The following is a 26,497-nucleotide window of genomic DNA, read 5'->3' as shown; positions in this document are numbered from 1 at the left end:
ATAAGATATTTTTTCAAACAATATAAGGCTATTAAGAGGTAGTTTCACTATCTTTGCAAATCATTACATATAAAGTATTTAATAATAAAAGATATAATAATCATGGAATATAATTTCAGGGAAATTGAAAAGAAATGGCAACAGAAATGGGTCGATAACAAGACCTATCATGTTAGTGAAGATGAGTCAAAGAAAAAATTTTATGTACTAAACATGTTCCCTTATCCTTCTGGAGCAGGACTTCATGTTGGTCATCCCCTGGGATATATAGCAAGTGATATATATGCACGATACAAACGCCTACAAGGATTCAATGTTCTTAATCCTATGGGGTACGATGCTTATGGTCTTCCTGCCGAACAATATGCTATTCAGACAGGACAACATCCTGCTATCACTACTGTAAACAATATAAACAGATATCGTGAACAGTTAGATAAGATTGGTTTTTGCTTTGACTGGGACCGCGAAATCAGAACATGCGAACCTGATTATTACCACTGGACTCAATGGGCATTCCAAAAGATGTTCAATAGTTACTACTGCAATGATGAGAAAGAGGCTCGTCCTATAAGTGAACTTATTGAAGCTTTCAGCCAACAGGATTCTAAAGATCTTAATGTTGCTTGCAGCGAGGAACTCTCATTCACTGCTGAAGAGTGGAATGCAATGAGTGTTAACCAACAGCAGGAAACACTTATGAACTACCGTATAGCTTACCTTGGTGAGACTATGGTTAACTGGTGTCCTGAACTTGGTACTGTACTTGCCAACGATGAGGTCGTTGACGGTGTATCCGAAAGAGGTGGATATCCTGTTATTCAGAAGAAGATGCGTCAATGGTGTTTAAGAGTATCTGCCTATGCACAGAGATTACTAGACGGGTTAGATACTATCGATTGGACAGAATCATTAAAAGAGACACAACGTAACTGGATTGGCCGTTCTGAAGGTACAGAGGTTCAGTTCAAAGTTAAAGATAGTGATATTGAATTCACAATATTCACAACTCGTGCTGATACTATGTTCGGAGTTACCTTCATGGTTCTTGCTCCTGAGAGTGAACTTGTAGCACAACTTACTACTGCTGAACAGAAGGCAGAAGTTGACGCTTATCTTGACAGAACAAAGAAACGTACAGAGCGAGAGCGTATAGCTGATAGAAAAGTAACAGGCGTATTCAGTGGTTCATATGCTGTCAACCCATTCACTGGAGAATCTGTTCCTGTATGGATCAGCGACTATGTACTTGCAGGATATGGTACCGGAGCCATCATGGCTGTTCCTGCTCACGATAGTCGTGACTATGCTTTTGCTAAACATTTCAACTTACCTATCATACCACTCGTAGAGGGTTGTGATGTAAGTGAAGAGAGTTTCGATGCTAAAGAGGGTATAGTATGCAACTCTCCAAAAGAGGGTGTTAAACCTTACTGCAATCTGAATCTTAATGGTAAGACAATCAAAGAGGCTATAGCTGCTACAAAAGAGTATGTGAAATCTAATAATCTTGGACGTGTAAAAGTTAACTTCCGTCTTCGTGATGCTATATTCAGCCGTCAGAGATATTGGGGTGAACCATTCCCTGTTTATTACAAAGATGGAATGCCATATATGATCGAAGAGAGCAAGCTTCCTCTTCAACTTCCTGATGTTGAGAAATTCCTTCCTACTGAGACTGGCGAACCTCCATTGGGACACGCAAAGAGATGGGCTTGGAATGTTGAGAAAGGTGAAGTTGTAGAAAACTCACTAATTGACAATAAGACTGTTTTTCCACTGGAACTAAATACCATGCCTGGATTTGCAGGTTCAAGCGCTTACTACTTGAGATATATGGATCCACATAATAACAAGTCTCTTGTTTCTGAAAAGGCAGATAAATATTGGCAGAGTGTAGACCTATACGTAGGTGGAACTGAACATGCTACAGGTCACCTTATCTACTCTCGTTTCTGGAATAAGTTCCTTTATGATATGAAAGTAAGCATCAAGGAAGAGCCATTTAAAAAACTTGTCAACCAAGGTATGATACAGGGAAGAAGTAACTTTGTATACCGTATTAAAGATACAAATACATTCGTCTCTCTTAATCTGAAAGATCAGTATGATGTTACTCCACTTCATGTTGACGTAAACATTGTATCAAACGATATTCTTGATGTTGAGGCATTCCGTAACTGGCGTCCAGACTATAAGGATGCTGAATTTATCCTTGAAGATGGTAAATATATCTGTGGATGGGCTGTTGAAAAGATGAGTAAGTCTATGTTCAATGTTGTAAATCCTGATATGATAGTAGAGAGATATGGTGCCGACACACTTCGTATGTACGAAATGTTCCTTGGTCCTGTTGAACAGTCAAAGCCATGGGATACTAACGGTATTGACGGCGTTCACCGCTTCCTGAAGAAACTATGGGCTCTATTCTATAACAGAGATGGTGCTTTCCTTATTGAAGATAAAGAGGCAACAAAAGATGAACTAAAAGCTATACACAAGCTTATTAAGAAGATCAGTTCAGATATTGAACTATTCTCATACAATACATCTATCAGTGCATTTATGATTTGTGTAAACGAACTTACTCAGTTGAAATGCCACAATAAGTCAGTTCTTAGCGATCTTCTTGTTCTTATAACTCCTTTTGCTCCTCACCTTGCTGAAGAGTTATGGGAAGCATTAGGAAACAATACATCAATCTGTGACGCACAGTGGCCTTCATATAATGAAGATTATCTGAAAGAAGATTCAGTAAACTATACTATCTCATTCAACGGAAAAGCAAGATTCAATATGTCATTCCCGTCAGATGCTGACAATGCTACTATTGAAGCAGCTGTGATGAGTTGTGAACAGGCACAGAAATGGATAGAGGGAAAAACTCCTAAAAAGGTTATTATTGTTCCTAAAAAGATTGTAAACATAGTACTGTAATATCCATTAGTGGATAAAATATAACTAAATGGGCGGATACTGTTATTTCATTATTAATGATAATGGATTAATTGTTTCCGCCCAATATGCATAAATTGATTTATACTCATTAATAATAAATTATGAATAAATTTTATTTAGCTATATCAAATCGTGAGCTGAGAGACTATATTGCAATAACATTCGGACTATTATGTTATGCATTTGGTTGGGCTGCTTTTATGCTACCTTATCAAGTTACCACCGGTGGTGTAACTGGTATTGCTGCTATAATCTATTATGCAACAGGCATAGAGATACAGATATCTTATCTTATCATAAATTCGATATTACTAGCTGTAGCGCTTAAAATATTAGGTCCTAAATTCAGCATTAAAACAATTTATGCGATATTGGTTCTAACATTCTTTCTATGGTTTTTCCAAAATATTCTGAAAGATGATAGTGGAAAACTCCCTCAATTTTTGGGAGTAGGACAAGATTTTATGGCTTGTGTAATAGGAGCCAGCCTTTTGGGATTTGGTGTTGGCATAGTATTTACTAATAATGGAAGTACAGGAGGCACTGATATAATTGCACTTATTGTTAATAAATACAAGGATGTTACTCTTGGAAGAATGATTATGTATTGTGATATAATCATTATTTCATCATGCTATTTTATTTTCCATGATTGGAGAAGAGTAGTATTTGGCTTTGTGACACTTTTTATAATGAGCTATATTATAGACTGGCTTATCAACAGTACACGCCAGTCTGTTCAATTCCTTATTTTTAGCCGCAAACACGAAGAAATAGCCGAAGCAATATCTAACAAGGTTGACAGAGGAGTTACGCTCTTAGACGGAAAAGGATGGTATAGCAAACAAGATATTAAGGTTGTAGTAATACTTGCTAAGAAGAGCCAGTCACTCGATATATTCAGAGTTGTAAAAGATATAGACCAGAATGCTTTCATATCACAAAGTAATGTTGTGGGAGTCTATGGTGAAGGATTTGATAAACTTAAAATAAAATGATAAAGAGACTTGTTTTCGCGACTAACAATGCACATAAACTTAATGAAATCTCATCCATATTGGGAGATAAAATTGAACTGTTAAGTTTGAAAGATATTAACTGTGATGTTGATATTCCTGAGACGGCCGAAACTCTTGAAGGTAATGCTATTCTTAAAGCTGAATACATTAATGAGAATTACTCGATAGATTGTTTTGCTGACGATACAGGCCTTGAAGTGGAAGCATTAAATGGAGCTCCTGGGGTATACTCAGCACGTTATGCCGGTGGAGATGGACATGATTCATTGGCAAACATGCAGAAGCTTCTACATAACCTTTATGGAAAAGAGAATAGAAAAGCACAATTCAGGACAGTAATTTGTCTTATTATTAATGGAAAGGAACATATCTTCGAGGGAATTGCGAAAGGTTCTATAAGTAAAGAGAAAAAAGGAGAAGGAGGATTCGGATACGATCCTATATTTATCCCAGAAGGATATGACAAGAGTTTTGCTGAACTTGGAACAGATATTAAGAACAAAATAAGTCACAGAGCAAAAGCTGTTGAAAAACTAATTCACTTCCTTAAAACTTATAAATAATAAAAACAGTCCCTATAAATAAAATAATTCCACTTCAAAATTTATATATGAAGTGGGATTATTAATTATAGATAAATACTAATAATTATTACAATCCAAGTTTAGCAGAGATATCAAGCATCTTCTTAATAGGTTTTACTGCCTCTTTAGATATAGCTTCATCAACTTCTATCACCGGCCATTCATATTTCAATGAGTTATATAGTTTCTCCATTGTATTAAGACGCATAAAATTGCATTCATTGCATGCACATGTTGAATCTTCAGGAGGGGCAGGAATAAAGTTCTTATTTGGGCATTGCTTGCGCATCTCGTGAAGAATACCGCTTTCAGTAGCAACTATAAAGTTTTTCTTTTCGCTCTTAACAGCATGCTTTAAAATGGCTGCTGTGGAGCCTACCAAATCTGCCAGCTTAACTATTGCACCTTTACATTCCGGATGTACCAGAATCTCAGCATCAGGATATTCTTTCTTCAGCTCTACAATCTTTTCAACAGAGAACTGTTCATGAACGTGACAAGCACCATCCCACAATAGCATATTTCTATTAGTAATTGAATTTATATAGTTTCCTAAGTTTCTATCTGGCCCAAATATTATCTTCTCATCTTTTGGAAAACTGTCAACTATCTGCTTAGCATTAGTAGATGTTACTACAACATCAGTTACTGCTTTAACTGCTGCTGTAGTATTTACATAAGATATAACAGTATGATCAGGATGCTCCTTTACAAATTCTGCAAACTTATCTGCAGGACAGCTGTCAGCTAATGAACATCCGGCATTGAGATCAGGAACAATAACCTTTTTATCAGGAGAGAGTATCTTAGCTGTTTCACCCATGAAATGAACACCACATAAAACAATTATATCTGCTTGAGTTTTTGCTGCCCATTGAGCAAGAGCTAAAGAATCACCCACACAGTCAGCTATATCTTGTATCTCACCTTTTTGGTAGTAGTGAGCTAATATAACTGCATTCTTCTCTTTACAAAGTTTACGTATCTCTGTCTTAAGGTCAACCGACTTGTCAATGGATTCAGTAACATATCCCTTTATCAACCACTCTTCCTTTTTCATTATATATATATTTTATTCTTTTAAAATAGAAGATATTTATGTTAATGATAATATCCTGTTAATAGTGTTATTAAATAAAATAGCTTTTTCTTGCTTTTAAAGATATTATCTTTTCAATCTCATTTATTAATATATTACTAACAAGTTTACTTGCTGATTTATATATGATTCTATATTATATCAACATCTTGTTAATACGAAACAAAGTTAAGAACTTTACTTCTTTTTGATAGAAAAAAGCTGATAAAAAAGTGTTCATACAACATTATTAAATACTTCATATTTTATTTGTAATGTTTATTCATATCCTGTCATATATATTATAATGATAAAAGCAAGGAATACTTATTAAAATATATGCCCATCCTTTTTACAGGTTTTCAACACATATCAACATGCTAATGTGAATTAGTTTATTATATTTGCATAAAGATTTTGCATAGAAAATGAGAAAACGAAAGATTACTGATTTACATAGACTTACTGTTGAAGAATTTCATAAAGTTAAGAAACTTCCTCTAATTGTCGTATTAGATGATATACGAAGTATGCACAACATAGGTTCAGTATTTCGTACTTCTGATGCATTTCTTGTTGATAAGATATATCTATGTGGTATAACTGCTACTCCTCCTAATGCTGAAATTCATAAGACTGCTTTAGGCGCTGAAGATACTGTCGAATGGAAATATTTTGAAAGTACTATTGATGCTGTAAATGAGTTACATAAAGATGGATTTACAGTTATATCAATAGAACAGGTAGAGGGTAGTACAATGCTTGATAAAGTTAAACTTGATTCAGATAAAAAATATGCTGTAATTATGGGTAATGAAGTCAAAGGTGTTAAACAAGAAGTTGTTAATATCTGCGACGGATGTATTGAAATTCCACAATATGGAACTAAACACTCTTTGAATGTATCTGTTACAACAGGTATAATACTTTGGGAATTGGCATCAAAGATGATGAAGAACAGAGTCTGATATTTATAATTGACCACTTTCAACAAGTAGTACCACTCTTTCTGTTAATTGATCTTCATCCTCAGGATGGTATTCCTTTTTTAAACTGGCACCAAATAGAGCTGCAAATGTCTGATATAAACCAGCTTTAAATGGCCCGATAAATGCCTTTACTAATTCATAAGATGATGAGGAAGTTTCTCTGTTTATCAGTTTTATCAACAACTTGCCTTGAGCAAAAGTCATTTTTTTCATTCTTGGAGTATATTGCTCTTTTAGACCTTTTTCTACTCTTTTCAGATGTTTATCTCTATCCTTCTTATCAGGTATAGTCTGTAGATATTCATATGTTTCTATTATTGCACGGTTAACTTCCATTGCTATTGGAAGTGTTTTCTTTACATCCCTTACTAATTTATAGTATGCTTTACGCTCACGGTTATTCTTAAATACAAGTGGTTTAAATACATATATATTAGGCAGCGTAATAGATGGAACAGTATCCCCGTCAATTACCTCTGCTGTCACTAGAAAGCCATTTTCAGCAGGAATTATTTGTTGCGAATAAACATGTATGATATTAGCAAACAAGATAAATAACAATATTATTATTTTCCTTTTCATATCGCTGCAAAAATAGTAAGAATAATGTTTCATAATACTTTTTACTTTATTAATTAAGTTAAAATGAATTCAACTATAAACAACTATGAACAGATTGTTGAAAACAACTTTAATTATTTTGATATCAAATTTTTTGATTATTGATAAAGTAGCTTCTCAAAGTGGTTATGAGGATGTTCAACAACAGATGATAAATGATGAAGAGGATAATTTATATTATCTTCAAAACACATTCGAAGAGCTGGAAGATTTTAAGGACAATCCTATCAATTTAAATAATACCACAAAGGAAGAGCTAGAGATGTTTCCTTTTTTAACTGACAAGGTTATTGAAAACATTCTATATTACATATATCGATATGGACCGATGCTTAGTACTAAAGAACTGTTCCTCATTGAAGATATTGACAGGCGTACAATAGAGATGTTATTACCTTATGTACAGGTTCAAAGAGTTGAAACTGAGAGAGGTATGCCAACTGTTAAGAATCTTATTAAGTATGGAAAAAATGAATTATCAACAAGGGTTGATATTCCGCTATATAAAAGGAAAGGTTATTATATAAAAGATGATACCAGAAAATACCAAGGGGGTAATTATTATAATAACATAAGATATCAATATAAGTATGGGCAAAGAGTCAATTTCGGATTTACTGCAGAGAAAGATTTTGGAGAGCCGTTCTTTTCTAATGTAAACAATAAAGGATATGATTACTATTCTGTATATCTAATGCTTAGAAATATTAAGAGATTAAAGAGCTTAGCTATTGGTAACTATAGGGTTAACTACGGATATGGAATGGTTATAAACATGGATATGTTTTTTGGAAAGAGTTCTTCATTATACACTATTGAAAGACGAAAGGGAGGTATAAAGAAGCACTCTTCAACAGATGAATATAACTATTTACAAGGTGCCGCATTGAGCTATAAACTATCTGATAGGATTAACATTGATCTCTTTGGATCTTATAGAAATATGGATGGAACTGTTGATAGCTTGTTTATAACATCGTTGAAAAAGGATGGATATCATAGACAAAACAGCGAGTTTAAGAAGAAAAATAAATTTACTAATAGCTTGATAGGAAGTAACTTATCGTATAATGGTAAATATGTTGAACTTGGATTAACTGCAGTTTATAATGTTTTCAACAAGATGTTAAATCCTGAGATGAAATACTATAATAGATTTTATCCACGTGGTAAGCAGTTTTATAATGTTGGTGCAAACTATAAGTTTTTTATTAATAAGTTTATTTTTTCAGGGGAGTGTGCAGTTGACGGCAAAGGCTCTATAGCTACTATAAATATGTTGAGTTATTCACCGGATCATAAAAAGAGATTCATAGTTATGAACAGATTTTATGATGCTAAATATCAGACTATTTATGCTAATTCAGTAAGTGAGGGTGGAAGAGTACAAAATGAAAGCGGTGTTTATATAGGTATGGAATACAGTATATTAGATAATTTGCAATTCAGTGGATATGGTGATTTATTTTATTTTCCTAATAAAAGATATCTTGTTGAGAAGTATGGAACAAAAGGATATGATTTTACTTTGCAAACAGTTTATTCACCGATAAATAAACTGAAATTGTTAATAAGATACAGGCAGAAAGAAAAAGATAAGAACTGGTCAGAAAATGGTGATAAGGTAGTGTTGCCATATACTCAGAGAAGGGCAAAAGTGCAGATGAACTACGATATTAACCCTGTTATTACTACCACAACCACTGTAGAGGGATCAATGATGAACTATAAAGGTAAATCGAGTTCTAAAGGATATTTGCTGTCTCAAACAGCCAATTTCAAGTTTTCAACAATACCAATTGAGTTGTACCTTCATTGTGCATACTTTAATACCGACAGTTATGAATCACGCATATCACTTTATGAGAGAGGTGTGAAATATGCTTTTTCTATTCCTTCATTCTACTACAAAGGATTTAGAGGGGCGGTCAATCTAAAATATTCACCCACCAAGAATATAACTGTTTATGGAAAGTTTTCCACAACCTGTTACAACAACCGAGATGATATTGGAAGCGGAAACGATTTGATTGAAGGTAATGTTAAGAGTGATATAAATGTTATGCTATGTTATAAATTTTAATTTTGCCAATAATTAGTAATAGATAATTGTTATATCTTTGAATAAGTTATATAAATAGGTATTTATGTCAACAATAATTTATCCTTCTCCTATCTTCGGTCCTATTCACAGCCGAAGACTTGGTGTATCGCTTGGAATTAACCTGCTTCCCGAAGATGGAAAGTTCTGTACTTTCGATTGTGTTTATTGTGAATGTGGCTATAATGCGATAATCGTCCAAAGAAAAAATTGCCTTCTCGTAAAGAGGTAAGGGAAGCTCTTGAAAAGAGACTCATTGATATGAAAAATAATGGTCCTTCTCCTGATGTACTTACTTTTGCTGGGAATGGTGAGCCAACTTCTCATCCTTCATTTCCGGAGATTATAGACGATGTCATTGATTTGCGTAATAAATATTTTCCAGATGCGAAGGTTAGTGTCCTTTCTAACTCTACCTTCATAGATAAGCAAAAGGTATTTGAGGCGCTTTGTAAAGTTGACAACAATATACTTAAGTTAGATACTGTTGACAAAGACTATATCAATGAAGTGGACCGTCCATCATGTAATTTTGATGTTGATAAGATCATTGAAAAGATGAAGGACTTTAATGGTAAGTGTATCATTCAGACCATGTTTATGAAGGGCACAGTTAATGGAAAGAGTGTTGATAACACAGGTGATGAGTTTGTTGACAAATGGTTGGAAAAGGTAAAATATATCTCTCCAAGTCAAGTTATGATATATACCATTGACAGGGAAACTCCAAATAAGGATCTGCTTAAAGCCACTAAAGAGGAGCTTGATAGAATAGGTAAGAAAGTTGAAGCTGCAGGAATTGAATGTTCAATATCTTATTGATTAATACAGCGAGAATATTTAGAATAGAAAATGCCGATTAGCCTACAGTGGCTAATCGGCATAAAATTGAATTATATTTCTAAATAGTATTAGGTATTACTTTTCACTTTTCACTTTTCAGAGGGAAATATATGCTGTAGTGTTCATCACCTATTTCATATAATGGAACAAAACGTATATTATTCTTTTGTCCTGTAGTTTTATAATGGCTTTGTGTCCAACGTATTTCCTTATACTCTTGGTTATACTCACGTGATAAAACCAATTCAGGTTTTTTCGGATTACATTGTAATTCTACTTCATTATCGCATAACCCGGCAAGTACAACAGGGCCTTCCATATATGCAACTACATTTTTGGAATCAGGTAGTGGCTCAGCGTATATTTCGGATGGGAATTCAACAGATATTTTATCATTATTCCATTCACGTTTTATAGTAAAATAGCCATTTATAGTATTTACATTTTCTTGTTTGCCATTTACAAAGATTATAGCTTTTTCTTTCAGCCACCATGGTAAGCGCAATTGGAGATCGAAAGTAACAGGTTTTTCACTGTTTACTTCAATATCCATTTTCCATCTGTTGACAGAATAATCTCTGCTGAATTTGTGGGCAGCAAAATCTTGTTTTAATGATACTTTAGTTCCATCTTTTTCCCATTGAAGTTCAGAAGGTATATACTGACTAATAATGATACCATTATTAGATTGATAATATATATACTCCAGATAACGGGTTTGTGCCTGGACCAATGACCCATGGCAACAATAAAAGTCCATTGTAGGATGTCCCCATCCTTTTTCTCCTCCTTTTAGATATCCTGAACCCATAGGTAGGAAATATGCTACCATTCCGGTAGCAGGGTGTTGTTGGGCTAAAAGGCCATTATAAATGTTTCTTTCGATATAATCTGCATACTTTACATCTCCAGTCCATCTGTATAGGTAATCTGCGGTACGTATCATATTATATACAGTACAATGTTCCTGGTTATTTTTTCCCATAAACTGAGGTAACTTATTTTTTGGGATCCAAAACTCTCCTGCATTTTGTCCTCCTGTGCAATAGTAACCTCTATCAGTAACGGCATTTTTCCAAAAAGCCAATGTTAGCTCTTTCCAATAGCTATTACCGGTAACTTCATATGTCTTTGCAGCGCCATGAGACCAAGGAATACTTGCATTTGCATGTTCACATGTCAAAGCATCTTCACCGTTCATCAGTGATTGAAACAGTTGTGGATTACCATATCTCTCCATAAGATCGATATATTTCTGTTTATGGGTTGCCTCATATAGGTCAGCCCATATTTCCAACATACCACTTGTTTCACCACCATATATCGCACTAATGTTATTTTGGGCTATCATTTCACCTGTCCATTTATGAAACCAATCTGCAAATTTGTCTGCTATTTCAAGAGCCTTTTTTGACCCTGCTTTAGCATACATATCGTAAAGTCCCATCAATGTTTTATGAAGAGTATATTGAGGTGACCATATCTGTTCTCCTTTAGCCATGAGATAAAGGTATTTCTCAGGAATTGAACCAACCCACTCTCCTCCATTATTCTTCTGGCAAATAGCCAATTCATCAATAATCTGATCAGCTTTATTTTTAATTACAGGATCGCCTGTTTCAGCATACATATAGGCAGCAGCCGAAAGCCAATGACCAAGAAAATGGCCGCGCAACTGATTACTTGGTGATTCCCAACCCCAATAGAAATCTTGATAATTGCCATCTTTATTGACAGTAATATTACCAGATTTTGATATACCGGCTTCATAATAGAAGTTCTGTAAGAGCTTATTATTGTCCAAGCTTAGCATATATTTTCTATTCAGCTCATATCTTTGATAAAATAGGCTGTTAAGTAACTTTACATTCTTCAGTGGTAAAGGGCTAATTGAGATATCCGGCTCTTTAATAGATTTGAACAACTCACTTTTATCTGTCTTAACCTTACCATTGTCGTTGATATAGATTACTTGTGAAAAAGCTTGATTATGCAAAAAGCAGCAAAACAATAGAAATGATATTTTTTTTAGCATTTTGATTTATATAAGTTATATCACAAAATTATCTCTTAATAAAAAGATAAACTAATACAATATTATCAGATAATAAACCTATATTTTACAATGTATTGGTTTGGCTATCAATATTTCACACTGTATTTATCAATTGTTGACAGTATGTTAATAACGCTGTTGATAAAGAGTTGATGATTGTAGATTTAATGAATGATTTATTGTGATAATGGTATTGTTAAATTTTTGAATAATAGTTATATAAATATAATAAATAATATATTGAATCTTGATAAACCGCTGTTTATAATGTTTTCAACAATATGTTTATTATTATATTTAATGGTATAAAAAATGGATTGTTCATATTTCACGAACAATCCATTTTTATTATGGTATGTAATTTAAATTACTTTGAAACAATCTTTTCAGCTTTCTCAAGAGCTTCATTAATGTTTTTGCATATATTATCCTCTCCAAGCAGATTGTAGAATCCCGATTTCTCAAGTACATTATGTACCTTTTCATTTACTCCGGAAAGAATGATATGTATATTCTCTCTCTTAGACATTCTACATAAGTTAGTAAGGTTATGAATACCTGTTGAATCTATGAAAGGAACTTTGCGCATTCTAATGATACGTACTTTCGGACGATCGCCAAGTTGAGCCATTGTCTCTTCGAATCTGGTTGCAATACCGAAGAAGTATGGTCCGTTGATTTCGTAAACCTCTACACCTTTAGGTATTGTAAGGCTCTCTTCATTTAAAGTAGCATCAGTATCATTGTTTGGATCAATCTCATCTTTGATAACAGATATCTCTGTTGTCTCCATAACACGTCTCATAAAGAGTACACATGCTATAACAAGTCCTACCTCTATTGCCACTGTAAGGTCGAAAATAACTGTAAGCAGGAATGTTATAAATAGTACGGTAACATCCGATTTTGGATTCTTCAATAATGCCTTGAATGTACGCCATCCGCTCATGTTATATGATACAATTACCAATACGCCGGCAAGACATGCCATAGGGATATATTGAGCAAGAGGCATAAAGAACAGAAAAATGAGTAGAAGCACAACAGCATGAATAAGACCGGCAACAGGAGTTTTACCGCCATTGTTTATATTAGTCATTGTTCTCGCAATAGCACCTGTAGCAGGGATACCTCCGAATATTGGAGAAGCTATATTTGCTACACCTTGAGCTATAAGCTCTGTATTTGAATCGTGACGGTCGTTTATAACACCATCAGCAACAGTTGCAGAGAGTAAAGATTCAATTGCTCCAAGTACAGCAATTGTTATTGCTACAGGGAACAGTTCTCTTATTGCATTCCAATTTAGTTCAGGAATAACTGCTGCAGGAAGTTTTGACTGAATAATAAATCTATCTCCAATGGTATCTATAGATTCTATGCCTCCATATACTTTCATAAAATAGACAGCTATTGTTACAACAATAATTGCAATAAGTGAACCAGGTATTTTTTTCGAGAAGCGTGGAGTGATAGCTATTATGGTTATACTTACAATACTTACTAAAGTATTCCACCAATTTATTGAGTCAAAATGTTGGAAGTACATAATCCACTTGCCAACGAAGTCGCCAGGAAGCTTCTCTCCACCAAAAGTGAGACCAAACACATCGGCTATTTGAGTAGTGAAGATAGTAAGTGCTATACCACTTGTGAAACCTACAATGATAGGATATGGTATGAACTTGATTACTGCTCCAAGTTTAAATATTCCAAGAAGAATAAGAAGGACTCCGGCAATAATTGTTGCAACAGTAAGACCTGCAATGCCATATTGTTGTATGATTTCATAGATAATTACAATAAATGCTCCTGTAGGACCACCTATCTGTACTTTACTTCCTCCCAATAGAGAGATTATCAGACCAGCAACAATTGCTGTGATAATACCTTTTTCAGGCGATACTCCTGATGCAATACCGAATGCAATCGCCAAAGGAAGAGCAACGATACCTACAATAATTCCCGCCATTATGTCGGCAGAAAGATCTTGCTTTTTGTAGTTCTTTAATGAAGTGAAAAGTTTTGGCTTAAAATCAAATGCTTTCATTTATATGAGTTTTTCTTGGTGAGAAAAATTATATTTTTTTAAGAAGGTGCAAAGTTAAAGACTTTTTTTATGTTTAAAAACATAATAGTGACTAATCTATTATATAATTTAAAAATGTTATTACAAGTATAAATAATAAAAAAATATTTTCTTGAATAAAGTTTTTATTATCTTTGGTTATTAGCCAAATAAAATATTAATATCTAAAAAACGAAAAACTATGGGTAAGAGTGTAAAAGGAACAAAGACAGAGAAAAATCTTTTGACATCATTTGCTGGTGAATCTCAAGCAAGAAATCGTTACACTTATTTTGCTAGTGCTGCAAAAAAAGAGGGTTTCGAACAGATTGCAGCTATTTTTGAGGAGACAGCAAATCAAGAAAAAGAGCATGCAAAACGTATGTTCAAATGGCTTGAAGGTGGGATGGTAGAATTTACAGCAACATTCCCTGCTGGTATTATTGGTACTACTGCAGAAAACTTAAAAGCAGCTGCTGCCGGTGAGAATGAAGAATGGACTAAGGATTATCCTCATTTTGCAGATGTTGCTGAGGAAGAAGGTTTCCCTGCAATAGCAACTATGTATCGTAGAATATCTGAGGCTGAGAAAGGTCATGAAGAGAGATATCTTAAGCTTCTTGAGAATGTTGAGAAAGGTAGAGTATTTAAGAGAGATGAGGAGACTGTTTGGCAATGCCGAAACTGTGGATATATTTATGTAGGTATGGAAGCTCCTGAAGTTTGTCCTGCATGTCTACATCCGAAAGCTCATTTTGAGGTTATGAAAACAAACTACTAACCGCTTATTTGAGCAAGAGTACATTATTACTCTTATTTATTGATATTTTAATAGGTCATCTCAACTCTATATTGAGTTGGAGATGACCTATTATATTTTAATTATTCTTTTCTTGTTGAGCGTGAGGATAGTCAATGGTGTAATGCAATCCACGACTCTCTTTCCTCTCCATAGCCTGGCGAGTAATAAGATATCCTATGTTTATCATGTTTCTAAGTTCGCAAAGTTCTCTTGATGCCTTGCAATGCTTAAAGAGACGTTCTGTCTCTTCATAAAGGATGTCCAATCTGTTCCAGGCGCGGATAAGTCGAAGGTTGCTTCTTACTATTCCCACATACGATTCCATGATTTGGTTAACCTCTTTCATGCTCTGAGTTATAAGCACTCTTTCTTCATTTGATATAGTACCTTCATCATCCCATTCAGGAACATCTTCATTATAGTCGTATCTGTCTAAAACGCTAAGAGCATGTTTTGCTGCTGAATCTGCATATACCACAGCCTCTATCAAGGAGTTTGAAGCTAGACGGTTACCGCCATGCAGTCCTGTACAAGAGCATTCGCCGATAGCATATAGTCTGTTTATGCTTGATTGTCCGTCAAGATCTACTTTTATACCACCACAAAGATAGTGAGCAGCAGGAGCTACAGGTATATAGTCTTTAGTAATATCTATACCTATGCTAAGGCACTTCTTGTATATATTGGGGAAATGTTTCTTTGTCTCTTCAGCATTTTTCTGAGTCACATCAAGGAATACATGGTCTTCACCTCTCTGTTTCATCTCATTATCTATAGCTCTTGCTACGATGTCGCGTGGAGCGAGTGAGAGCCTTGGGTCATATTTCTGCATGAACTCATCACCCGACTGATTACGTAGTACTCCACCATATCCTCGCATTGCTTCAGTGATAAGGAAACTTGGTCTGTCACCTGGGTGGAACAGTGCTGTAGGGTGGAACTGTATAAACTCCATATCCTTCACAACGCCTTTTGCTCTGTATACCATTGCTATACCATCACCAGTTGCAACGAGTGGGTTAGTGGTATTACGATATACAGCCTCACAACCACCGGTAGCCATGACAGTTACTTTGGATAGAAATGTATCAACTCTTCCTGTTGATTCATCTAGAACATAAGCACCGAAACATTTTATTCCCGGAGTATATCTTGTAACTATTATTCCCAGATGATGTTGAGTGATAATTTCCACAGCATAGTGGTCTGAAAATATGTCAATATTTGGATTGGATTTGACTGCATTTATCAACGAAGTCTGTATTTCAGCACCAGTATTATCTTTATGATGTAGTATTCTAAACTCGGAATGTCCTCCCTCTTTGTGGAGATCGAATTCCCCATCCTCCTTTTTGTCAAAATTAACACCCCAGTTTATAAGTTCCTCAATCTGAGTAGGAGCTTCGCGAACGACTTTTTCAACTGCATTACGATCACTAATCCAATCTCCGGCAATCATTGTGTCTTCAATATGCTTTTCAAAATTATCGACCTTCAAGTTTGTAACAGATGCTATGCCTCCTTGAGCGAAATATGTATTAGCCTCTTCCAGACCAGCCTTACAGATTAATGCAACTCTTCCTTTATGAGCAACTTTCATAGCAAAGCTCATGCCTGCTATACCGGAGCCAATCACAAGGAAATCATATTTTCTTACCATAATAATTATGTTTGTCGGGTGCAAAACTACTAATTTCCTTATTTAATTGTTCTAATAATGCCTAATAATTGAATAATTTGTAAATTGCAGTTGATTTAAATGGCTATTAGCGATAGCTATTTATATAAAGATAGCTACTTTGAGATATACAAATGTTGAATTCACAATCAAAATAACCTAGATATTATGAAATACCAAGTTGCAATAATTGGTGGAGGACCTGCTGGATATACAGCAGCTGAGGCAGCTGGCAAGGCAGGAATGAGTGTAGTATTATTCGAAAAGGATAAGTTGGGAGGTGTTTGCTTGAATGAGGGATGTATCCCTACTAAAACTCTACTTTGTTCAGCCAAAATAGCTGATCACTCAAAAGAAGGCAATAAGTTTGGTGTGAAGGTAGGCGATGTCGATATTGATCTTCCTAAAGTTATTGCAAGGAAAGGCAAAGTTGTACGTAAACTTGGCCTTGGTATTAAAGCAAAGATGGAGGGTGTTGGAGTCACTATAGTTACCGGTGAGGCAAAGATTAATGATGCTCACTCTATTTGTTGCAATGATGAGGTTTACGAATGTGACAACATTATTATATGTACTGGAAGTAAGACCTTCATACCTCCAATAGATGGTATTGAGAATGTAGAGTATTGGACTCATAAGGAGGCTCTTGAGAATAAAGAACCTCTTCGTTCACTTATTATTATAGGAGGTGGAGTGATAGGAATGGAGTTTGCTTCATTCTTTAACTCTCTAGGTACAGATGTTACTGTTATTGAGATGCTGGATGAGATTCTAGGGCCTATTGACAATGAAATATCTTCTCTATTACGTGCTGAATATACAAAGAAGGGTGTAAAGTTCATACTCTCTGCTAAGGTCACTAAGTTGGCTAATGAAGTTGATGGGATATCAGTAGCCTATAAAGTTGATGGAGAAGAGAGACAACTATCAGCTAATAAGGTTATGATGAGTGTTGGAAGGCGCCCTTCTGTGGATTTACTAGGTTTAGATTTTCTGAATCTTAATGTAGATAGACGAGGTACAATAATAGTTGATGAACATTTGGAGACCTCATGTAAGGGAATTTATGCTTGTGGTGATATAAATGGTCGTTCAATGCTTGCCCATACTGCTGTAAGAGAGGCAGAAGTGGCTGTAGCTAATATTATTGGAAAACAGGATAGGATGAATTATGATGCAATACCATCTGTTGTATATACAAATCCTGAAGTCTCTTGTGTAGGTAAGAGTGAAGAAGAGTTGGTGATAGATGGTGTCGAGTATAAAACCTTTAAACTTCCCATGAGCTATTCAGGAAGGTTCGTTGCTGAAAATGAAGGGCTGAATGGGATGTGCAAGTTGCTTACTGACAATGATGATAAGATTATTGGTGTTCATATACTTGGTAATTCCTCATCAGAATTTATTATAGCAGCCAACATTGCTATTGAGCAAGGAATGCATTTAGAAGATTTTAAACGTTTTTGTTTTTCCTCATCCTACAGTGAGTGAGATACTTAGAGAATTTTAATTTGTTAGATAGCCTGATATAAAGTTATATTATTAATCATTTAAAATTATGAGTAAGCTTATTTGGGCTGGTTGGTTAGATTTATTATTATGAAAAATTTGTTGCTTGTATTATTTATTGTTCTGAGTCTTCCGATAATGTCTCAGCCAATACCTCAAAAATTGGATTCATTGTTAAACTGTGAGATCCTTAATTCATCGGAGTATGGCATTACAATATTCGATCTTACTGATGGGAATTCAATTTACAGATATCAGGACCAGAAGCTGTTTAGACCCGCTTCTGTTGAGAAAATCATCACAACTGTTACAGCAATAGACAAGCTAGGTGAGAACTACACCTTTGATACAAAGGTATGCTATACAGGAGATATTAAAGATGGTACTCTTAATGGTAATCTCTATATCATTGGAGGGTTTGATCCGGAATTCATGGAAAAGGATATGGATATGATTGTTGATGCAATAAAGAAGAGTGGTATAAAGCATATAAGTGATTCTCTAATTTTTGATGTATCAATGAAAGATTCAGCGTACTGGGGTCCTGGTTGGGCATGGGATGATGCAGGTTTCTCTTTCCAACCATATCTATCTCCATTGATGGTAAACAGGGGATGCGTTGATGTAACTGTATATCCTATGAGAAGGTATAAGGCACCAAGAATTAAATCCTCTCCTCAATCCAACTATTATAAAATCATTAATAAGGCTCAGAGTAGGAATAAAGGTGCAGGGAAGTTGCTGGCCTATCGTAATTATATGGATGGCGGCAATGATATTACAGTATCAGGGAATGCAGCTTATATCACAACCAAGCGTGTATCTGTGTCAAATTCAGCAGACTTCTTTGTTAATTTGTTTGTTAGTAAGCTATCGAAGGAGGGAATAAATGCTAATAGTTATGAATTCGGAGAGTTATTGGGAGATAGCACAAGTACCTCTCTTTATACGCTTCAACGCCCCTTCCAAAAAGTCCTAGATAGGGCATTAAAAAAGAGTGATAACCTTAGTGCTGAAGCTATACTATTTAATCTTGCAGCAAAGAGCAGTAACAAGAAGAGGGTGGGTTTCAAAGATGGAGTCGAGGCAATTAATAGCTTTATAAAGAAATCATTAGGTTTCAATCCCACAAAATATAATATTGTAGATGGCTGTGGAATCTCTACTTATAACTATGTTTCACCAGAATTGATTATTGAATTCCTGAAATATGCATATTACCACCAAAATGTATTTTATAGCTTTTATAATGGCTTGCCAATTGCAGGTGTTGATGGTACAATGAGGAATAGGTTACGTAACAGTGATGCGCATGGAAATCTAAGAGCAAAGACAGGGTCACTCACCGGCGTTAGTTCTTTAGCAGGATATGTAAAAGCTAAGAATGGGCATCAATATGCTTTTGTTATAATTAATCAGAATTTCCTTAGCAATAAAAAGGCTCATATCTTTCAAGACAAAATATGTAATATACTCGTAGAGTAATTTTTATTATTTCTCCAAAGAGCAATATTGATGCAAAAATATAAAAAGGGAATGCTAAATTCCCTTTTTTACATATAGAGAGATAGTAATATAATGTTATTTATGACTTAGTATTAGTATAAATGTTGGCTATTTCCGCTATGTGATTTTATAGATAATGCTGTTTCTCCTTAAGTTTAAATGGTGCACAGCATTATCAATCAAAAACCTTGAAAGTATATCCCTCTTTTAATAGCCATTCTATAGATCTTGGGAGAGCATATTTTAGATTCTTTTCCGATTTCAGGGAGTCATGAAAAGTAATTATTGATCCATTACGGACATACTTCTTAACCTTTAAGAAGACATCAAAGCCATTTAGTCTTTTGCTGTAATCGCGTGTAACAAGATCCCACATTACTATTCTATATTTATCTCGAAGAGTATAATATTGAACCCACCTCATGTGTCCGTGTGGTGGTCTGAAGAGATCGCTCTTTATCAGTTCGTTTGCTTTATCTGTGTTTGCAAGATAGTTCTCGCTTAAGTATTCAAAGCCGCGTATATGATTAAATGTGTGATTCCCTACTCTGTGTCCTCTTTCTAGTATCATTTTGAACTCTTCGGGATGTTTTCTTACGTTATCTCCTACTAAGAAGAAAGTGGCTTTAATCTGATACTTATCTAATAAATCTAACACCCATGGTGTGATTTCCGGGATAGGTCCATCATCAAATGTCAGATAAACAGATTTATCGTTTCTGTCCATTCGCCATAATGCTTTAGGATATAGCCAACGTAGTATTAGAGGGGGTTGTTCAATAAGCATTTTATTAGTTTTTTAATGAAATTTCAAAATATATAAAAAACAGACCATTAAAATGTCCTAAAGTAGAATCTACTGCTTATGGAGCATTTTAATGATCTGTTTTTATTTTATAAATAATTGCACAATCTCATGTGTAAAATTATCTCTTTATAACTCCAGCTCTTGAGTTGAATATCTTATATAGCTGCTCAAACTTATTTGTATAGTGAGAAGCCATATCATTGCTCTTACCCTCTTTTGACTTAACAGCCATATTATGTGATTGTATAAGAAGCTTATTCACATCATCCAAAATATAGAAGTTGCGGACAACATCCTCATATGAACCTGCAAGCTGTTTGTCATTAAGGCTAAGATACCATGTAATATATTCCACAGACTTGTTGGCAAGTTCATTCAGAATAGCATCAGCCATTGTTGTCTCTCCAAGAGCCAAGTAATCTTGAGCCATCTCCTTAGAACTACTCATTATATAGTCATGAGGAACTGTTTTAGATGGGATTACTTTCTGGCAGTAGTTAAGAGCCTTAAGAGCTTTTTCCTTCTTACCCTCTTTTATAAGCTGAGTTGCAACCTGTATGAACATTCTTCTATGAGTCTGAGACATTCTGAGAACTGTTTCATCAAGATAAACATTAGGGTTTTCTATACCACCAAACTTGAACTTGTGCATCAAGTTATCGTACATCTTCTCTGAATCAATAGTTGCATTCAGAGCTGTTGTATTGAATGGTGTTATTCTATAAGCAAGACCCTCCTGCATGAAGCTGTTGTCTAGATTCAGACGGTTTTCTTCTCCAACAGTGATAGCCATATATATCGGACGTTCCCAGTTAGTATTTGCAAGCATCTCTAGCATCATCAACTCACTCTTGTAGAGTACCCTCTTACCTTTTAATGATATAGTCATGTAGTCAGGTATGTTACCTTTCAAAGAGTCTGGAATCATCATTCCGGAACGTTTAACAGCCTCCTTATCAATCTTAATTACGATGCTGTCGGTAGGAATGAGTTGCAATCCCTCTTTTGGTGAGCGTACCCAATATTTCATGATATTCTTTAGTTCATATGGGTTATCACCGAACTCTTTAGCTGCCTCTTTAGGGTTTTGTTTGTAATAGTTCTTAAGGCTTTCCATAACCTCAGGCTGAATTTGTACGGCCTCATTCTGACCTTGTACATATTGCAAACGGTTCCAGTTAATTGGCACTGAAGGAGAGTCATAAGCAGGACGTTTCATCTGGTCAATATACCAGTCTGTCTGCAGATAGCTCAAGTTGCACACTCTTACATCTTTTCTCATTCCTTCAGTCTCCTGGTTGTACCACAATGGGAATGTATCGTTATCGCCATTAGTGAATATTATAGGATTTCCCTCATCCTGAAGAGTGTTCAGGTAGTTTGATCCAAAGTCACGTGCTGCATATCTGCCACTTCTGTCGTGGTCATCCCATGTCTGACTTACCATCTGTATAGGAACACAGATTCCAAGTACACTTGCTATTATAGCTGAAGTTCTAGCTGATAACTTCTTACTTAATATCTGTGCCAGCGCTGCAACACCCATACCAATCCATATCGAGAATGCGTAGAACGAGCCTGCATAGGCATAGTCTCTTTCTCGGGGCTGCTGCGGAGTCTGGTTAAGGTATAATACAATTGCAAGGCCTGTCATGAAGAAAAGGAAGAATACAACCCAGAACTGCTTTATACCTTTCTCTCCTTTGTAAGCTTGCCAAAAAAGTCCTATAAGACCAAGTAACAGTGGCAGTCCAAAGAATACATTATGTCCCTTGTTGTTTCTAAGATCACTAGGAAGCAGTGACTGATCGCCATAGAACATGTTATCAATGAATGTAATACCTGTGAGTACATTTCCATGCTCTATTTCACCCTGTCCCTGAATATCGTTCTGTCTTCCTACAAAGTTCCACATAAAGTATCTCCAATACATGTAGTTTACCTGATACATCAAGAAGAACCTTATATTATCTACCTGAGTAGGAATCTTAACCATTATGCTCTGACCGCATTGGTCGTATGGCACCTGTTTACCCTCTACTCCACCAAGCCAGCTTTCATAAGCTCCGGCATGGGCATCGCTGTACATTCGAGGGAATAACATATTCTGTGCATACTTATATTCTGTTCTGTTGCGTACTACCTCATAGCTATCTTTCTCATCTTTAGAAGATTTCTCTTTTCTCTGATAGATAGGAGCACCCTCTTCAACATCATACATGCAGCCACCGTCAACCTCTTTTAACTGAGGTTTAGAGTTGTATGTCTGACCATAGAAAAGTGGTCGTGTACCATACTGTTCACGTCCTAGATATTCGCCTAGAGTGAAAATATCTTCTGGTGAATTCTGATCCATTGGAGTATTTGCTATAGAACGTATCACGATGAGTGCATAAGATGAGTATCCAATCATAATCATCATTATAGCAAGAAGTGAAGTGTTTAGTGTACGTGCACTGATACCATACTTCTTGAATATTTTCCCAAAAAGATATAGTGCCAATACTCCTAATACAACTAAACCGATCAATATGCTACTTGTTCCATGTCCATAGAAAGGAATGCCTAAAAGAGCTACAGTAAGTAGGAAAGATAAGTTCATTCTCTTCTTGCTCTTCTGCTGGTAGCTTTCGTAGATACCCCAAATAATTGAGGCTGCCAGAACAATGATATATATAATTAGACCTGTGTTGAAAGCCATTGATAATGTGTTTACAAAGAATAGTTCAAACCATCCTCCAACTTTTACAACACCAGGTACAATACCATAAAGAACAGCTGCTACTATTACCATTGACAGTAATAGTGCAATAAGGCTACCTTTAAGATCTGCGTCAGGTCTCTTTTTGTAGTAGTATACAAGCACTATAGCAGGGATACACAATAAGTTTAGCAGATGGACACCAATTGATAATCCGGTGAGATATGCTATAAGAACAAGCCAACGGTCACTATGATCTTGATCGGCAACATCTTCCCATTTCAAAATAAGCCAAAAAACGAGAGCAGTAAAGAGACTTGAGTATGCATATACCTCGCCCTCTACAGCACTGAACCAGAATGTGTCGCTCCATGTGTACACCAAAGCACCTACAATGCCGGAGCCCATAATTGTTATAAGCTTGGTAAGAGTCATCTCACTCTCATCAGGACATATAAGTTTCTTTACAAGATGTGTGATTGTCCAGAAAAGGAATAAAATACATGCAGCGCTCATCAGTGCACTCATGGTATTTACCATCATAGCCACTTGCGATGGGTCACTAGTAAATTGGCTGAATAGGTTGGCAGTCAACATGAAGAATGGTGCTCCGGGTGGATGACCTACTTCTAATTTATACCCCGTTGTTATGAATTCAGGACAATCCCAAAAACTGGCTGTGGGTTCTATAGTCATGCAGTAAGTTATTGCTGCGACTAAAAAAGCCATCCAACCTACAATGTTGTTTACCAGGTTGTAACGTTTCATGTAAATATTATTGTTATATTAATTTCAAATTTCGAACAAAGATAATAAAGTTATAATAAAATTTTGATATTAAATTACCTTATTTAGCATTGTTCAGTCATCGTTATGGCTATGTTCATGCTCATGATGACATTTCAATATACGATGCGGATATGAACCATGACCAAGCAACTCTATAGGGCAACCGAAGTGCTCTTCCAACCATTCAGCAGGAACTTCGTTATCTGGGTGATAATCAACCTCTTCATTTACACAGGCTATGCTCTTCACATTTTGCAGAACTGTTCCTATATCATGACTGACAAGGATTATTGCTCTCTCTTTGTTAATCTCTCCCAACAGAGAATATAGTTTAGCCTCGAAACGCTTATCAATGTATGTATTTGGTTCATCCAGTATCAACACTTTAGGATCCGATACCAAAGCTCTTCCCAAAAGAGCTCTCTGTAACTGTCCGCCACTAAGTTTCCCAATAGCTTTCTGTTGAATTTTTTCAAGCCCCATGCGTTCAATAACTTCGGCAACCTTTTTATGTTGCTCCTCTGTATATTTATGAAGAATAGACTTCTGCTTACTCAATCCGGAAAGTACAACGTCATAAACCGATATTGGAAATTCCTTGTCAATGGAGCTGTATTGAGGAAGATATCCCATAGTTATCTCCTCTATCTCTTTCCCATTTTCATAAAAATGTATCTCTCCTGAAACAGGCTTTATCAAACCCAGGATAATTTTTATTAGTGTTGTCTTTCCTCCTCCATTTGGTCCTATAAGCCCAAGGAAATCCTTCTCGTATATATTCAGATTTACGTCAGTCAGCACTCTCTTATTTTCATAAGCGGCTGATATATTAGTTAGAGATATTATTTCATTCATTATGTTTCAATGCTTTAGCAGGTTCCAACATCTCTTTTACCCAATTATAACTTAGAGGATTTATTATCACTATGTTCAGTTTTAACTCCTTGGCAATAATTTCTGCGTTTCTAGTGTCAAACTCTTTCTGTATGAATATTACATGAGGTTTATCTGCCTTGCTGCTGTCTATTAGTCTCTTCAGTGAGTTAGGAGTAGGCTCCTTACCACCATCTTCCATGCTAATCTGCTTCAATCCATACTCTTTTGCATAGTAGCTCAGAGCAGGATGATATATTAGAAATGTTGAGTCTGAGTTTTCTAGTAAGCCTTTTATCTCTACGTTAACATCTTTGAATAGATTATTCATAGAGTCTAGCCTCGCAGTGAAATACTCTTTATCCTTTGGTGATAGCTCACAAAGAGCATTATATATATTTCTTGAAATAATAGCAGCATTGGTAGTTGAGTTCCATATATGTGGGTCAACACCACCTGCGTGGTTATGTCCTTCATGACTATGCTCATGTGCATCTTTCTCTTCTCCGATAAGTTCCACACCTTCAGAGGTATTGAATACTTTAAGTTTAGGATTATTTTCCTCAAGTTTATCCATCCATACCTGTTCGAATCCGATGTATCCTATTCTTAGGTATGCTATGCTTTTTCCCAGACTCACAAGTTGTTGTGGAGTAGGGTCGTAAGTTTCAGGGCTTGTTCCCTCAGGAACCATACTTACGACATCAAATTTATCACCTGCTATTGCTGAGGTGAAATATCTTAATGGCTCAAGTGTGACAGTTATTGTAGGCTTATCATTATTTGCTCTTTTTTCAGTGCATCCCACAAATGTTATCAATAAAATAAATATAAAAAAAAGCTTCTTCATAATCATTATATTTTCGTGGCACGTAATATCTCTCTCTTTCCGTTAGGTGGTCCAGGCAGTCGTTCCACTTTAAAGCCAGCTGCTTGAAGCATTCTTCGTATAATCCCTTTGGCACAATAAGTTGTAATAACTCCTTCAGGTCTTAATAGACTGTACATCTCATCAAAAATCTCTTGCGTCCACATCTCCGGCTGTTTTTCCGGTGCAAAGGCATCGAAATATATCACATCATACTCTCTGCTGAAATCAAACGAGGTGAAATCTCCATTTATCTTATGCAAGGTAAAAAATGGAGATAGCGTAACATCATTATCCCATTGGCAGTTATGTATTTCTTCAAATCTCTCTCTATTCTCTTCTCCAATTAGAGGGATGTAATTCAGTTGGTCAACTGCCTCTTTCTTGAGAGGATATTTCTCTATAGAATCATAAATTGTCTCAACACCTCTCTTTTCAGCTTCAATATATGTAAGGATGGCATTTAGTCCGGTTCCGAATCCTATCTCTAATATTGAGATACTATTCTTTGCTGAATGGTTGAATCCTTGTTCTATAAATATATATTTCGATTCAGTAAATGCTCCCTTGGTAGAGTGGTAGTGCTCATCCAATTCAGGTACAAATATAGTATTACTTCCGTCGTCTGTTCTTTCTATTTCAATCA

The 26,497-nt window shown here is 35.5% G+C and carries 17 protein-coding genes and 2 pseudogenes; 9 read left to right on the top strand and 10 right to left on the bottom strand.

Annotated features, from left to right (window positions below; all coding sequences use genetic code 11):
* Positions 1-102: 102 nt before the first annotated feature.
* The 3 genes from leuS to JCM15092_RS00290 all read left to right on the top strand — a co-directional run bounded on the left by leuS (position 103) and on the right by JCM15092_RS00290 (position 4,540).
* A complete protein-coding gene (gene leuS, locus JCM15092_RS00300) occupies positions 103-2,937 on the top strand; it encodes a leucine--tRNA ligase (RefSeq protein WP_024992909.1) in 2,835 nt (944 codons plus the stop codon).
* A gap of 122 nt (positions 2,938-3,059) precedes the next feature.
* Complete coding sequence (locus JCM15092_RS00295; protein WP_024992908.1) at positions 3,060-3,956, top strand: YitT family protein; 897 nt, start codon at positions 3,060-3,062, stop codon at positions 3,954-3,956.
* Positions 3,953-4,540 carry a non-canonical purine NTP diphosphatase gene (locus JCM15092_RS00290; protein ID WP_024992907.1) on the top strand — a complete coding sequence of 196 codons (588 nt, stop codon included), beginning with the start codon at positions 3,953-3,955 and terminating at the stop codon, positions 4,538-4,540. The genes JCM15092_RS00295 and JCM15092_RS00290 overlap by 4 nt, the downstream gene beginning before the upstream one ends.
* A gap of 88 nt (positions 4,541-4,628) precedes the next feature.
* Here the strand turns inward: JCM15092_RS00290 and nadA are convergent, their stop codons facing one another.
* Complete coding sequence (nadA, locus tag JCM15092_RS00285; protein WP_024992906.1) at positions 4,629-5,621, bottom strand: quinolinate synthase NadA; 993 nt, start codon at positions 5,619-5,621, stop codon at positions 4,629-4,631.
* A 446-nt stretch (positions 5,622-6,067) separates the two neighbouring features.
* Between nadA and JCM15092_RS00280 the strand changes: the two genes are divergently transcribed.
* The gene (locus tag JCM15092_RS00280) at positions 6,068-6,607 is read left to right on the top strand and encodes an RNA methyltransferase (protein ID WP_024992905.1); all 540 of its coding nucleotides are present in this window, start codon (positions 6,068-6,070) and stop codon (positions 6,605-6,607) included.
* A gap of 3 nt (positions 6,608-6,610) precedes the next feature.
* On the opposite strand, the gene JCM15092_RS00275 is transcribed toward JCM15092_RS00280, so the two are convergent.
* Positions 6,611-7,210, bottom strand: a complete 600-nt coding sequence (locus tag JCM15092_RS00275) for a DUF4294 domain-containing protein (protein ID WP_024992904.1) — start codon at positions 7,208-7,210, stop codon at positions 6,611-6,613.
* A gap of 118 nt (positions 7,211-7,328) precedes the next feature.
* Between JCM15092_RS00275 and JCM15092_RS00270 the strand changes: the two genes are divergently transcribed.
* A complete protein-coding gene (locus JCM15092_RS00270; RefSeq protein ID WP_235782236.1) occupies positions 7,329-9,332 on the top strand; it encodes a helix-hairpin-helix domain-containing protein in 2,004 nt (667 codons plus the stop codon).
* Between the two features lie 64 nt (positions 9,333-9,396).
* A pseudogene (locus tag JCM15092_RS14415) lies at positions 9,397-10,172 on the top strand (radical SAM protein).
* A gap of 103 nt (positions 10,173-10,275) precedes the next feature.
* On the opposite strand, the gene JCM15092_RS00260 reads toward JCM15092_RS14415, so the two are convergent.
* On the bottom strand, positions 10,276-12,189 hold the full coding sequence (locus tag JCM15092_RS00260; protein WP_051532434.1) for a glycoside hydrolase family 127 protein: 1,914 nt from the start codon (positions 12,187-12,189) through the stop codon (positions 10,276-10,278).
* Between the two features lie 427 nt (positions 12,190-12,616).
* Positions 12,617-14,299, bottom strand: coding sequence for a SulP family inorganic anion transporter (locus tag JCM15092_RS00255; RefSeq protein ID WP_024992901.1), 1,683 nt, complete (start codon positions 14,297-14,299; stop codon positions 12,617-12,619).
* 220 nt (positions 14,300-14,519) lie between these two features.
* Here JCM15092_RS00255 and rbr point away from each other — a divergent pair, with 220 nt between their 5' ends.
* Positions 14,520-15,098, top strand: a complete 579-nt coding sequence (rbr, locus tag JCM15092_RS00250; RefSeq protein ID WP_024992900.1) for a rubrerythrin — start codon at positions 14,520-14,522, stop codon at positions 15,096-15,098.
* 97 nt (positions 15,099-15,195) lie between these two features.
* Here rbr and nadB read toward each other — a convergent pair whose 3' ends face one another.
* Positions 15,196-16,779, bottom strand: coding sequence for an L-aspartate oxidase (gene nadB, locus JCM15092_RS00245; RefSeq protein ID WP_024992899.1), 1,584 nt, complete (start codon positions 16,777-16,779; stop codon positions 15,196-15,198).
* A gap of 186 nt (positions 16,780-16,965) precedes the next feature.
* On the opposite strand from nadB, the pseudogene lpdA reads away from it, so the two are divergent.
* Together lpdA and dacB are read left to right on the top strand one after the other, a co-directional pair.
* Positions 16,966-18,307 (top strand): annotated as a pseudogene (gene lpdA / locus JCM15092_RS14410) (dihydrolipoyl dehydrogenase).
* 89 nt (positions 18,308-18,396) lie between these two features.
* A complete protein-coding gene (gene dacB / locus JCM15092_RS00235) occupies positions 18,397-19,791 on the top strand; it encodes a D-alanyl-D-alanine carboxypeptidase/D-alanyl-D-alanine endopeptidase (protein WP_024992898.1) in 1,395 nt (464 codons plus the stop codon).
* 196 nt (positions 19,792-19,987) lie between these two features.
* Here the strand turns inward: dacB and JCM15092_RS00230 are convergent, their stop codons facing one another.
* From JCM15092_RS00230 to mnmC2, 5 genes are all read right to left on the bottom strand, one after another.
* Positions 19,988-20,599: a polysaccharide deacetylase family protein gene (locus tag JCM15092_RS00230; RefSeq protein ID WP_024992897.1), complete on the bottom strand. Its 612-nt coding sequence runs from the start codon at positions 20,597-20,599 to the stop codon at positions 19,988-19,990.
* A gap of 139 nt (positions 20,600-20,738) precedes the next feature.
* Positions 20,739-24,089 (bottom strand): DUF2723 domain-containing protein, encoded by a 3,351-nt coding sequence (locus tag JCM15092_RS00225; RefSeq protein ID WP_024992896.1) that lies wholly within the window; start codon positions 24,087-24,089, stop codon positions 20,739-20,741.
* Positions 24,090-24,182: 93 nt separating this feature from the next.
* The gene (locus JCM15092_RS00220) at positions 24,183-24,965 is read right to left on the bottom strand and encodes a metal ABC transporter ATP-binding protein (protein WP_185091802.1); all 783 of its coding nucleotides are present in this window, start codon (positions 24,963-24,965) and stop codon (positions 24,183-24,185) included.
* Positions 24,958-25,833 (bottom strand): metal ABC transporter solute-binding protein, Zn/Mn family, encoded by an 876-nt coding sequence (locus tag JCM15092_RS00215; RefSeq protein ID WP_024992894.1) that lies wholly within the window; start codon positions 25,831-25,833, stop codon positions 24,958-24,960. The genes JCM15092_RS00220 and JCM15092_RS00215 overlap by 8 nt, the downstream gene beginning before the upstream one ends.
* A gap of 5 nt (positions 25,834-25,838) precedes the next feature.
* Entirely contained in the window at positions 25,839-26,495 is a 657-nt protein-coding gene (mnmC2, locus tag JCM15092_RS00210) for a tRNA (5-methylaminomethyl-2-thiouridine)(34)-methyltransferase MnmC2 (RefSeq protein ID WP_024992893.1), read from the bottom strand.
* Between the last annotated feature and the right edge of the window lie 2 nt (positions 26,496-26,497).

It is taken from the genome of Phocaeicola paurosaccharolyticus JCM 15092 (assembly GCF_000613805.1).
GTDB classification, from domain to species: domain Bacteria; phylum Bacteroidota; class Bacteroidia; order Bacteroidales; family Bacteroidaceae; genus Phocaeicola; species Phocaeicola paurosaccharolyticus.
The sequence above is the reverse complement of the archived record's forward strand: the minus strand, read 5'-3'. Positions and strand labels throughout refer to the sequence as shown.